9 protein-coding genes are annotated in these 12,834 nt (G+C 40.3%); 1 reads left to right on the top strand and 8 read right to left on the bottom strand.

Annotated features, from left to right (window positions below; translation table 11 throughout):
• Positions 1-303: 303 nt before the first annotated feature.
• The 5 genes from narI to AAA071_RS07100 form a co-directional block, all read right to left on the bottom strand.
• Positions 304-975, bottom strand: a complete 672-nt coding sequence (narI, locus tag AAA071_RS07120) for a respiratory nitrate reductase subunit gamma (RefSeq protein WP_105081540.1) — start codon at positions 973-975, stop codon at positions 304-306.
• Complete coding sequence (gene narJ / locus AAA071_RS07115; protein WP_054748527.1) at positions 972-1,496, bottom strand: nitrate reductase molybdenum cofactor assembly chaperone; 525 nt, start codon at positions 1,494-1,496, stop codon at positions 972-974. The genes narI and narJ overlap by 4 nt, the downstream gene beginning before the upstream one ends.
• Entirely contained in the window at positions 1,496-2,923 is a 1,428-nt protein-coding gene (gene narH, locus AAA071_RS07110) for a nitrate reductase subunit beta (protein WP_316581425.1), read from the bottom strand. The genes narJ and narH overlap by 1 nt, the downstream gene beginning before the upstream one ends.
• Positions 2,913-6,590, bottom strand: a complete 3,678-nt coding sequence (locus AAA071_RS07105) for a nitrate reductase subunit alpha (RefSeq protein ID WP_278456700.1) — start codon at positions 6,588-6,590, stop codon at positions 2,913-2,915. The genes narH and AAA071_RS07105 overlap by 11 nt, the downstream gene beginning before the upstream one ends.
• A 71-nt stretch (positions 6,591-6,661) precedes the next feature.
• Positions 6,662-7,348 carry a Crp/Fnr family transcriptional regulator gene (locus AAA071_RS07100; RefSeq protein WP_118091059.1) on the bottom strand — a complete coding sequence of 229 codons (687 nt, stop codon included), beginning with the start codon at positions 7,346-7,348 and terminating at the stop codon, positions 6,662-6,664.
• A 362-nt stretch (positions 7,349-7,710) separates the two neighbouring features.
• Between AAA071_RS07100 and AAA071_RS07095 the strand changes: the two genes are divergently transcribed.
• The gene (locus AAA071_RS07095; protein ID WP_004697837.1) at positions 7,711-9,048 is read left to right on the top strand and encodes an MFS transporter; all 1,338 of its coding nucleotides are present in this window, start codon (positions 7,711-7,713) and stop codon (positions 9,046-9,048) included.
• A 310-nt stretch (positions 9,049-9,358) separates the two neighbouring features.
• On the opposite strand, the gene hemQ is transcribed toward AAA071_RS07095, so the two are convergent.
• The 3 genes from hemQ to hemH all read right to left on the bottom strand — a co-directional run bounded on the left by hemQ (position 9,359) and on the right by hemH (position 12,832).
• Positions 9,359-10,090, bottom strand: a complete 732-nt coding sequence (gene hemQ / locus AAA071_RS07090) for a hydrogen peroxide-dependent heme synthase (RefSeq protein WP_278456701.1) — start codon at positions 10,088-10,090, stop codon at positions 9,359-9,361.
• A 229-nt stretch (positions 10,091-10,319) separates the two neighbouring features.
• Positions 10,320-11,936 carry a protoporphyrinogen oxidase gene (gene hemG, locus AAA071_RS07085; RefSeq protein WP_278456702.1) on the bottom strand — a complete coding sequence of 539 codons (1,617 nt, stop codon included), beginning with the start codon at positions 11,934-11,936 and terminating at the stop codon, positions 10,320-10,322.
• Entirely contained in the window at positions 11,933-12,832 is a 900-nt protein-coding gene (gene hemH / locus AAA071_RS07080) for a ferrochelatase (RefSeq protein WP_278473162.1), read from the bottom strand. Before hemH ends, hemG begins: the two co-directional genes overlap by 4 nt.
• Positions 12,833-12,834: the final 2 nt, after the last annotated feature.

Genomic DNA, 12,834 nt, shown 5'->3' with positions numbered 1-12,834 from the left:
ACTTAACATATTTTATCATTTAAATCGAAATTTGCAGATTACTTATATTAGATAGGTAGCATTCATTATAAGAATAATTCTAATTTAGTCTTTCATTTTAACTATATAAACAACTCAAAAGTGTTTCGGTAAAAGCTAGGTAATTAAATCAGAAATAGTGTTATGTTATGTTATCTAAACTACTCTAACAAAAATTAATAAATAAAAGCCCCTTGTAGTAGTGAGCATCAGCTTTCACTATTACAAGGGGCTAAGATTAATTTGTCATATCATGAAGGGCATACAAATCAATCATCATCCTAATTATTTTTCGTCACGTTTACGATATACAATGAACGGACGTGTTAAGTAGTTGAGTGGAACACTCAAGCAGTGTACCAAACGGCTGAATGGGAAGATAATAGCTACCACCATCCACGCTAACATATGGAATTTAAACATGAATGGTACGCCTTCCATCAAGGATGGATCAGGCATAAAGGATAGTAAGCTACGGAACCAAGGACCGATAGATACGCGGTAATCAAAGAAACCAGATGCATTAAGCAATGTACCAGCCATACCGCTGAAAATGGCTAATGTTAAGAACAAATATAACCATTTATCAAGACCAGATGTATTAACTTTCATAGCAGGCACAGTAAAGCGACGTTTCATCAAAAGCAAGAAGCCTACGATAAAGATAATACCAGCTACAGCACCCATGTATAAAGCACCTTCATGGTACAAATGGTCATTAATACCGATTGCAGCAGTCCAAGTTTTAGGGATTAACACACCTACTACGTGACCACCGATAACGCAAAGCAAGCCAAAGTGGAACAATGGATTGGCAATGCGCAATTGTTTTTTCTCTAAAAATTCACTCGATTTTGTAGTCCAGTTTCTTTCAAAGTAGAAGAAACGAACCAAAGTACCTACGATTAAGAAGGTGAAAGCGATGTAAGGCAAAGCGCCCCAAAGGAATAGATTCATCGTGCACCGTCCTCCAATCCATTTGCAACAGACAAGATAATATCAAACAAGAATGCATAAGGCAATTTAGCCTCAATGAAGCGTTCTCTAATGTATTCCAATTTTGGCTTACAATAGTCGTAAATTTCTTTTGCTTTTTCATCATCGATAACGGCACATAATTCAAGAAGTGCTGGAACATAGTCTGGCATTTCTTTTGGCAAATCATAGTCGTTTTCTAGGAAGAAAGCTTTAAATTTAACGAGTTCTTCTGCTTGTTCCCCAGTACCTTGTAATTCATAAGTCGACAAATACATTGTTGTATTTTGACTAAAATCAAAGGTACGAACATATTGGTCTTCAAATTCTTTTTTATCGGATTCCTCTACATAGTCGAAGAATTCTAATAAACCTTGGCGAAGTTGAGGATGCCCAACAGATTGGGCGTCCTCTCTCCATTCAGGTAGTTCGTTATACCATTGTTCATCAGGATAGCGCAGAAGAAATGACGCAATAAGAGCGATTTTCTGAGCATCCTTCATTATTGACATCCCCCTGTAGGGCAAGCAAAGCCGCGATTATGTTGCATTTCAAGGCGACCTTCGCGAGATACTTTTACATCAGATGGAATAACAAAGCGATCATTATATTTAGACAAGGCTAACAATTTGTACATAGCATACATTTGCTCTTCTGTAAGATCTACTTCATGAGCGATTGCTTCATCACCTGTTTCACGGCGACGCATGTATTCACGCATATCGAGAATGCGTTGTAATACACGAGCTAAAATATCTGTATTACCAGCAGTAAACATATTAGCTAAGTATTGTACAGGCACGCGCATTTCATGTGCATCTGGCAAGTATACATCAGATGTAACACGTTGTAAAATTGGGCTGAGCGGTGGCACATACCAAACCATTGGCAATGTGCGATACTCTGGATGCAATGGCAATGCAACGCCCCATTCTTTTACAAGCTTGTAAACAGGAGATTTTTTAGCTGCTTTCAAGAATGCTTCAGAGATACCTGCTTCGCGAGCGGCTTTAATAACCTCTGGATCATTAGGGTCCAAGATTAAATCTACTGTATTTTGGTAGATGTCTTGTTCATCCTTCGTAGCTGCCATTTCTTGAACTTTGTCCATATCGTATAAGACTACACCAACATAGCGCATACGACCTACACATGTTTCAGCGCATATTTGAGGCAGACCATTTTCCAAACGAGGATAACAGAATACACATTTTTCAGCTTTATTCGTTTCCCAGTTATAGAAGATTTTTTTGTATGGGCAAGATGGAACGCAATGTCTCCAACCGCGGCATACATCTTGAGAAACAAGTACAACACCATCTTCATCACGCTTGTAGATAGCACCGGATGGGCATGCTGCTACACATGCAGGATTCAAACAGTGGTTACAAAGACGTGGTAAATAACGCATGAATACTTCTTCGTAGTCAAATACGATATCATCACCCATCTTAGCCAAGTTCACATCTTCCCGTGCATGATGACCACCAGCCAAATCATCATCCCAGTTAGGGCCCCATGTTACTTCCATTTTTTGCTTTGTTAACAAAGAACGAGGACGTGCTACAGGTTGATTATTTTTACGACCGGTATGAATCAATGTTTCATAATCGTATGTCCAAGGTTCAAAGTAATCCGTAATTTCTGGTTGTTCTGGATGATAGAACAACTTCATCAATCGAGAGCCTTTAGAGCCTGTGGAAAGCGCCAAATTACCGCTTTTATCGAGAGTCCAGCCACCCTTCCATTTCTCTTGGTTTTCCCAATTACGTGGGTAACCTACACCAGGGCGGGTTTCCACGTTATTAAAGTACATATATTCCGCGCCTTCGCGGTTCGTCCATGTATTTTTACAAGTAATAGAGCATGTATGACAGCCTAAACACTTGTCCAAATTTAGGACCATGGATACTTGAGCTTTAATCTTCAAGCCAATCCACCTCCTTCAATTTACGAGCCACAATTGTCATATCACGTTGGTTACCAGTTGGGCCATAGTAGTTAAAACCATAGCTCAATTGACCATAACCGCCGATCATGTGTGTCGGCTTCATGTGAATATGTGTTGGCGCATTGTGTGTACCACCGCGACGATCTTTCTTAACTTGCGTACCAGGAACGTTGATGTGACGGTCTTGGGAGTGATGCATATAAGAAATGCCACGAGGAATACGTGGAGATACAACTGCACGAGCTGCAACTACACCATTTTTATTGAAAGCTTCTACCCAGTCGTTATCTTTAACACCAATTTCTGCTGCATCATCTTCGTTAAGCCAAATTGTTTGGCCTCCGCGGAATAATGTTAACATTTGTTGGCTATCAAAGTACATACTATGTGTAGACCACTTATTATGTGGTGTTAAGTATTTCAACGTAATTTCTGGAATACCTTCTTGTTTATAATCACCTTGTACTGGTTTATATGACAATACAGGTTTGTACAATGCCATAGCTTCGCCATAGTCGCGCATCATTTCATGATCACAATAGAACGATTGACGACCTGTTACAGTACGGAATGGTACCTTATCTTCTGTAGATGTTGTAAATGGAGAATAACGACGATTTTTATCGTTCTTACCAGTACTTGTTACAGAGCTAATGATAAAGCGTGGTTGACGAACCATGTCATCGAAGGTAATTTTTTCTTGTTCACGACCTTTTGCATTCTTTTCAAGCCCAGAAAGACCTGTTTTTTCTTCCATCGCTTTCCAAGAACGAACCGCTAATTTACCATTTGTACAAGAAGATAATGTTAATACAACATTACAAGCTTCCTTACATTCGTAAATGCTTGGACGGCCATGAGAAATGAAGTCTGGATTATCAATCGTACCATTTTGACCATACAATGTTTGATATTCGTCAGATACATCCCACGCCAAACCGTGAGCACCCATTTTATTTTCGATATTAGGTCCTAAAGCAATGTATTTTTCAAAGATCTGACTGTAATCGCGTTTTACATGAACGAGGTTCGGCATTGTTTTACCAGGGATTGGTTCACATTCGCCTTTACTCCAATCAAGAACTTTACCTTCTGGTTGCGCTACTTCGCCTGGGCTATCATGGCCAAGTGGAGTAGCTACAATATCTTCATATTCTGTAAAGCCAGATTCTTTTGCTACGCGAGATACTGTTTCTGCAAGAGTGCGGAATGTATCCCAGTCGGATTTAGTTTCCCATGCGCAATCAACAGCTGCTTGGAATACATGTACATATGGATGCATGTCCGTAGAAGACAAGTCTTCTTTTTCATACCATGTAGCTGCGGGGAACACGATATCAGAATATAAACCTGTAGACGCCATACGGAAGTCGATATCAATTAAGAGATCAAGCTTACCCGCACCATCTGCTTCACGCCATCTAATTTCTTCTGGGCGTGTAGGAGCATCATCATCTTCCAATACGGCATTTTTTGTGCCTAATAAATGTTTCAAGAAGTATTCGTGGCCTTTAGAAGAAGAACCGATAAGGTTCGCACGCCATACAAACAAGTTACGTGGATGGTTTTCTTTAGCTGCTGGATCCTCTACACAGAATTGTAAATCTTTATTTTTCAAGGCTTGTGCCACATATTGGTTGATTTCCGCTTCTGTACTAGCACCGGCTGCACGAGCATCATTAATCAATTCTTGGCTACCTTTATTGAAAGTAGGATAAGATGGCAACCAACCTAAACGAGCCGCTAATACATTGTAATCCCCAGGATGACGATAGCGAGGTTTAGCCAATTTAGATACGCGGTCTGCCAAATCGATGCAGTCAGAACGATATTGCTCTGTAGCAAAGTAGAACCAAGATGTACCATTTTGCAAACGAGGAGCCTTACTCCAGTCATTGGCAGTCATGATACCACCCCAACCTTCAACAGGACGAAGCTTTTCTTGACCTACGTAGTGGGCCCAACCACCGCCATTAACGCCTTCTGTACCACAGAACATGATAAGGTTCAAAATAGTACGGTAAATAACATCAGCATGGTACCAGTGGTTGATACCACCGCCCATGATAATCATGGAACGACCGTTCGTTTTTTCAGCATTATCTGCAAATTCACGTGCTGTAGCAATAGCAATGTCCGCTTTTACGCCAGTGATTTTTTCTTGCCATGTAGGTGTGTATGGAGTGTCATCAGTATAGCTTGTAGCCACTTCACCACCGATACCACGGTCAATACCGTAGTTAGCAAGAATGAGGTCATACACTGTAGTTACTTTCACAGGACCATCTGCAGTTTGTACCGTAATAGTAGGAATAGCACGTTCAATAACACCTTCGTGCTCTTCATCACCAAAGTACGGTAACTTAACAACAGTCACGTCTTCACGTTGATCAAATACGGACAAGCGAGGATCAATTTTAGCTCCTGTGTCGCGATTTTCAAGTCGTAAATTCCATTTTTGTGGGTTCGTGTGACGTTCACCCATTGTACCATTAGGTACAACGATTTCATTTGTTAATTCATCAATCAATACCATTTGGAAGTCAGCGCCTTCCTCTTGGCGACCTAAGTCCTTAGCATTCAAGAAACGGCCTGGTTGAACTGTGCCGTTGATATCTTCAACGCGTACAAGGAATGGCATATCTGTGAACTCTTTTGCATACTCTTTGAAGTATGGAGTTTCTTTGTCGATGTAATATTCTTTTAGGATAACGTGACCCATTGCCATTGCAAGAGCCGCATCGGTACCAGCTTTTACATTGAGCCATGCATCGGAAGAAGTTGTAGATTCCGCATAGTCAGGAGACACGGATACTACTTTAGTACCTTTATAACGAACCTCTGTCAAGAAGTGAGCATCTGGCGTACGGGTCAACGGTACGTTAGAACCCCACGTCATGATGTAACCAGCATTATACCAGTCACCAGATTCAGGTGTATCAGTTTGTTCACCCCAAACTTGAGGGCTGGAAGGTGGCAAATCGGCATACCAGTCATAGAAGGACAATGGTGTGCCACCCATCAAGTTAAGGAAACGAGCCCCTGCTGCATAGGACAACATGGACATCGCAGGAATTACAGAGAAGCCTGCGTTGCGGTCAGGGCCATATGTTTTTGCTGTATATAGTAAGGATGCTGCAGTAATTTCTGTTGCTTCATCCCATGTGGAGCGCACAAAGCCACCCATACCACGGGCTGACTTATATTTTTTCGCTTTTTCAGGATCTTCTACGATAGATTTCCAAGCTTCGATTGGATTCTTAGCATTCTTCTTCGCTTCTCTCCAAAGCTCAGCCAATTCGCCACGTACATAAGGATATTTTACGCGCAAAGGGCTATAAAGATACCAAGAGAATGTTGCACCACGAGGGCACCCACGTGGTTCATAATCTGGCATATCATCTGGTGTTTCAGGGTAGTCAATTGCTTGATTTTCCCAGGCTACAACACCGTTTTTAACATAAATATTCCAGCTACAAGAACCAGTACAGTTTACGCCATGCGTTGTGCGGACAACTTTATCGTAAGACCAACGGTCACGATAATAATTTTCCCATTCACGACCTCCATCTTCTGTGATTTGATGGCCGTTTGGAGATACTTCCTTCTTGCGAAGAAACTTAAACTTTTGAGACAACAAGCTCATCTCGTGTCCTCCTTCAAAACTACAAAAAAATCCCTTGTGCTAGATGTGCTAACACAAGGGAGAAAATCCTGTTATTCGATATTACTAATATTAGGGTCAATACCATCAACCTCTAAATCAAGTAATCCGATTAAAGCGTCAAAATCACAGATTACTAGATGGTGTTTGTCATAGGCTACATAGCCTAACTTACGTAACTCACTTAACATGCGATTTAAACTTTCTCTTGATGTGGCAGCAAACTCAGCCAATTCTTGATTTGTTAGGGCAATATCAATAAAGATACCATCCTCGCGCTTTACACCATAACTATTGGCTAAGCGCAACAAAGTAGAATAGAATGCTCCCTTCTTGCCGTAAAGTAGCAAGTCCCGGTATTTTGCCTGTTGACGACGCATATGTAAAGTGTAGATTTTCATCATTGCAATAGCCAATGAATGGTCTTTTGCAATAGCCCCTTCCAACACATCATAGCGTATACAATAAACAGAGCAATCCTCCCGAGCAATGGCGTTGAACACATATGTTCTAGTGTTCTCCTCATACAACGGAACCTCACCAATTACATTATTCGGCCCTACTAAACGCAACGCAAAAATGTGTCCGCTAGCTTCGAACTTCTTAATGCTCATTCTACCTTTTACTACTACGTAAAAGTATTCTGCCTTGTCCCCCTCACGGAAGAGAAAATCACCTTTTTTAAGATGTAGTTCCTCACCCGGCAAAGCAAGCAATTGGTTAATTAAATTTTGATCCATACCATTATCACTCCACAGTACTTTTATAACAAAATCCATTAGTTATACTAATCTATTTATAGTAAAAGTACGTATACTATATACTTTTTCGTATATATATGATTATTATAACTTATTAATTTCAGAATATGTGTGTTTTACATCACATTCACAAAAAAAATTACACTATATAATATATCTGTGATGTAAGACATTGAAAAATATTAATGCTACAATAATTATAACGCAGTTTTGTAAGTAAATCGAATGCTTTCTATGAAAATTCTTTAGATTTTACATTTATATATATATATATACTATATATAATCTTATATATTTTTCTTGTCTACGTGTATAGTTGTTACAGTAAGGAGAAGTTCAAAATGAACGAACTAAAAATGCCTCAAGTAGGTGCAAGCCGCAGCGAAATCGTGGCTAATTGGCAACCGGAGAATCCGGAATTTTGGGAAAAGTTTGGCAAAAAAATTGCTAAACAAAACCTCGTTATATCCACTATTGCCTTAACACTTTCATTCTGTGTTTGGTACTTATGGGCAACCATTGCGGCTCAGCTAAATAGCGCTGGATTTAACTTTACTACTGATCAATTATTTACATTGGCTGCCTTACCAGGCCTAGTAGGTGCCACATTGCGATTTGTATACACATACATGCCAGCACTGTTAGGCGGTAAAAACTGGACATTTATTTCCACAATTATCTTATTAGTTCCTGTTGTGTGGCTCGGCTTTGCTGTACAAGATACAACAACTTCTTATGCGACATTTATGATTTTAACAGCCCTTATCGGTTTAGCAGGTGCCAACTTCTCATCCTCTATGGCATACATTGGTAACTTCTTCCCTAAATCTGAAAAAGGCACTGCTCTTGGTATCAACGGTGGCGTTGGTAATCTTGGCATTTCTGTAATCTACTTCCTAGCTCCATTTGCTATGGGATCTGCGGCTTTAGGTAGTGTATTTGGTGTAACGCCAACAATTATTAAGGGCAACGCAGTATATCTAGCTAATGCAGCTTTCATGTGGGTTGTACCTCTTGTTGTTATCCTTGCATTGATGACTCGCTTCATGGATAACCTACCTCTAGAAAAACCAAATCCTAAAAACCTCGTACAAATCTTTGGTAACAAGCACACATGGGCGCTAACATTGCTCTATACATGTTCTTTCGGTGCATTCTCTGGTTACGCAGCAGCACTTGGTCTATTAGTAGGCAAAGAATTCCCTGAAATTCCATTTGCTTCTATCGCATTTGTAGGCCCACTCGTAGCAGGTGCCCTTCGTCCTGTGGGTGGTTGGTTAGCAGATAAAATCAATAGTGGTACAAAAGTTACCTTTATTAGTCTTATCGGCTTATGTGCATCAACCGCATTAATTGCAGTTGGTGTAGATATGCACAACTTCCCATTCTTCTTTGCAATGTCCGTATTAACTTTTGTATGCTGTGGTTTTGCTACCGGCGCAACATTCCGTATGATTCCACACGTATTTGGCAATCCATTGCTCTCCTCTTTAATTACAGGTTTCGTAGCCGCTGTAGCTGCATATGGTGCCTTCATTACTCCTAAAATCTTCGGCTTTGTATATTCCATGTTCGGCAATATTCACCCAGCCTTTGCTGTATTACTTGCGTTCAACCTTGTAACTGTATCTGTGTGCTACTGGTTCTATGTGCGTAAAGGTGCAAACATGAACGTATAATTTTCTGGAACAGAAAATTTACGTTCACTGAACAGTACAACAAAATATAATTCACTTTTCTATACTAAGTGATAAAAGAAACCCTGCATCTCTCCTCCATACTTATCAGGTCTGCGGCCTAGGGCCTTGATCTCGTAAGTCGGATCGATGCGGGGTTCTCTTTTATAAAAATATAGCCATTAATAAGATAATCGAATATAGTGAATTATATTTTACACAGTACAGTAAAAAGAATACAAAAATTTTTTGTTTAAAATTTTAGCCTTCATTTTAGAGGGAAAAAAAGGGACTGCAACGCAGTCCCTTTTTATTATCCAAAGATTTCTTCTAGTAGTGCATCATCGATGATGGTACCAACATAGAAGTCGCTGAAGATGCCGTATTTTGCACTGGCTTCTTCGAAGCGCATATCGTATACAATTTTTTTGAATTGGATGTCGTCGTTACTAAAGATAGTAATACCCCATTCCCAGTCGTCTAGGCCACAGCCACCTGTAGTGAATTCAGATAAAACGTCTAAATATGTTTTACCAAGTTCGCCGTGAGCTTTCATCAGAGCTCCGCGTTCTTGCGGTGGTAACATGAACCAATTGTCATCACCTTCGCGTTTTTTACTCATATTATAAAAACAGATATATTTATCGCGAGGTACATGAGGATATAATTTTTGATTAACCTCCTCTGTATCTAACTTGGCCTTAACATAGGTGCTTACTTCTGTTACAGATGTATAAGAATAAGTTTGCACCAATACGCTTGCAATAGCTAGACGGCGGAATTTACGTTCTACTTGAGCCAAGTATTCAAGGGATGGACCGAGAATCCATAAGATTAAATCCCCTTTTGCTCCATTACAATCATAGAATGCATAGCTACCTTCTTTAGCTTGATGTTTAGCTTCAAGGTCGGCTAAGAATGCTTTTAATTCATTGCGCGCTGCTGCTTTTTCATCCTCTGTGAAGCAGTTCCATGCGCTGAAATCCATGGCAAATACCATGTGTTGGCTATGCCAACCTTCTACTGTAGGGATTGCTTTTCCCATTATGATCACTCCTATCTATGGTGATTATATCAAAATAATAATGTATATCTATAATTACGGAAATCAAAAGACTCCACTTACTATTATAGCATATAGAGTCTTTTCAATTTAGTTTCTATTGAGATTTTTTATTAGTATATTCTTTAGTTAAGACTAAATTACTGCTTTTAGGCTGAGATAATCCTATGTCGCTTAATACTATACTAACTCTTTTAAGCAAGTCACTATTTTACTTGTCATTCACAAGTTTTTCTACGAGTTCTTTTGCTTGTTTTACACCGTCAGGAATCCCGATTCCATCAAAAGGTGTGCCGATGAGGTGTAGATTTGGATACTGCTCGGCTACATGTTCACGTACGACTTTAATACCTGCACGATGGCCTACATTATATTGAGGCATGCAGTGAATGAGACGATTGATGCGCACCCACTCTGGCTTGGCAGAAAAATTCATAATATGCTGAATTTCTTTGACTGCCAATTCTGAAAGTTCCTCTTCACTGAGTCGTTCTACTACATCATTACCTGGCTTACCAATAAAGACGCGCAAAACCACCTTATCATCAGGGGTAGTTTGAGGCCATTTTTGATTAAGAATGGTACACGCTGTAAGAGGTGTATTCGTGTTACGAGTAATGAGAAGACCTGATCCCTTTAAATCACCATCAAAGGTGCTTTTATCAAAAGACATGATAGCAATGGCGCAACTAGATTGCTCCATGGAACGCAAGAAATCAAAACCCGCATCATCCTTGAACCATTGAGTATATGTTGCCGGCGGTGTAGTGATAATCACATGGTCTGCCGTAGATTGACAGCCACAAGAATCGTTACACGACTTCACTACATCGATTGCATATACACCATCAATATATCGAATATCAGAAACTAGCGTACCTGTATGCAAGTGTACATTACTAGGCATGGCCTCAACGATAGCGGTAATCACGCTTTCAAGGCCACCTGTCAATTGACGGAACATACCGGATTGAGCAGCAGTACCCTTTCGACTTTCCATATCCGCTTGTGCCTTAGCAGACTGATGATTAGAACTAGTCTTTGTCACATGGCTAGAACCGCTTACACTATTACCAGCAGAAGTATCTTGACTAGTCTTAGCTTCGTGACTTTCAAATTGACGGTCCGTCATGGTGCCTTTACCAGCTCGAGGAACATCCCCTTCAGTAACAGCCCCTTTGGTGGCCTTAGAGACACCGGCTTTGGAGTGACTCATCTTAGCAGCCATCATACCTTTCACCATGTTCCCATATTTTTGTTCTACTTGAATAAAATGAGGGAATGTCGACAATAAACTAATTTTATAAATATCGCCACCATAGATACCCGCTAATAGGGGCTCGATGAGCTTATCCATCATTTCTTGTCCTAAGTGGTATTTGAAAAAATGACCAATGGATACATCCCCATTTTTATCGAGTTGGTATGGTTTCTTAAAATAATCTAGGCCAGCACGCAATTTACCAGGCCATGAAATGAGTGTTGCTTTCACAAAGGGCATCATTTCCGTAGGAATGCCCATGATGGAGCCGCCCGGAATTGGGTGGATAGAGCCCTTATCATATACAAAGGCTTGACCTGTTTCATTAGACACAAGGGTATCACCTAGTCCAAGATCATGCACGAGATCTGTCATTTCTGTTTTACGCCCCAAATAGGAGTCAGGACCGAGTTCCACTACGAAGTCATCCACACGTTGCGTTTGTATTTTCCCACCAAATCGTGGTGCTTGTTCGAAAAGAGTAATGGTCCATTCCGGCTTTGCATGGCCTAAATAATAAGCCGCTGTTAGCCCTGTTAAGCCACCGCCCACAATTGTTACGTTCACGAATGAATCCTTTCTATTATTGCACTCGCCATTGCTTGTAAAAATGTTTCATTACAATTTGGCATGGGTGCACGCATATATGTTGCGCCCTTTGCTTCAACGAGTTCTTTACACTCCACATCATTATCGTACAGTACCTCAACGTGATTGCTTACAAATCCAAATGGTACAAAAGCAATGCGAGTAGCACCAGTTTGTAAAGCTTCATTGATTGCATCCTCTACGGTAGGTTCCAACCATTGGCCATGAGGAGCCGCACTTTGCCATGCCACAGTCCAGTTCGGTAATTTACAATATTCAGCAATCTCTTTAGCGCTTTCCTCTAAAGCTAACGCATACGAATCGCCATCATGATTATTGATAAGAGGTATACTGTGCGCACTAAAAATAACGAATACATCTTTAGCATTATGCACACACTTTGAAAGTGCTTTTACCCAGTATTCCTTAAAAGTTGGTTGATCCCACCATGAACGGATAAAGTCAAATGTCACATTATCATGGTTTGAAATGGCTGCTTGCACTTGTTTTTCATAAGCTCCAGTACCGAGAGCGGTGAAGAATGGAGCTGTTACAATAGCGATAATATGCTCCACTCCTTGCTGGACTAAGCAGTCAACCGCATCTGCAATGGATGGTTTCATGTGTAAAAAACCAATAGCGGAAGGCATAGTTGGCAACAGAGTAAGCAGTGCTTTATATTGGCACTCTGCCATAGTTTGAAGCTCAATATTTTCCCATTGACCGATTGTATCATAACGCTTAGTGAGATTTGTAAGCTCTGCTTCCGTTGGTACACGGCCACGACGAATGCTCGTCATATAGGGTACTAAATCATCCTTACTTGAAGGGCTACCATAAGACAGGAATAATAATCCTTTTTTTTCTACTTTCACTA

The sequence above is a fragment of the Veillonella parvula genome (genome assembly GCF_040097785.1).
GTDB lineage: Bacteria > Bacillota > Negativicutes > Veillonellales > Veillonellaceae > Veillonella > Veillonella parvula_D.
The sequence above is the reverse complement of the archived record's forward strand: the minus strand, read 5'-3'. Positions and strand labels throughout refer to the sequence as shown.

Coding starts and splice junctions, on each gene's coding strand:
- narI (WP_105081540.1), bottom strand. CDS start 975: ATGAATCTATTCCTTTGGGGCGCTTTGCCTTACATCGCTTTCACCTTC.
- narJ (WP_054748527.1), bottom strand. CDS start 1,496: ATGAAGGATGCTCAGAAAATCGCTCTTATTGCGTCATTTCTTCTGCGC.
- AAA071_RS07105 (WP_278456700.1), bottom strand. CDS start 6,590: ATGAGCTTGTTGTCTCAAAAGTTTAAGTTTCTTCGCAAGAAGGAAGTA.
- AAA071_RS07100 (WP_118091059.1), bottom strand. CDS start 7,348: ATGGATCAAAATTTAATTAACCAATTGCTTGCTTTGCCGGGTGAGGAA.
- AAA071_RS07095 (WP_004697837.1), top strand. CDS start 7,711: ATGAACGAACTAAAAATGCCTCAAGTAGGTGCAAGCCGCAGCGAAATC.
- hemQ (WP_278456701.1), bottom strand. CDS start 10,090: ATGGGAAAAGCAATCCCTACAGTAGAAGGTTGGCATAGCCAACACATG.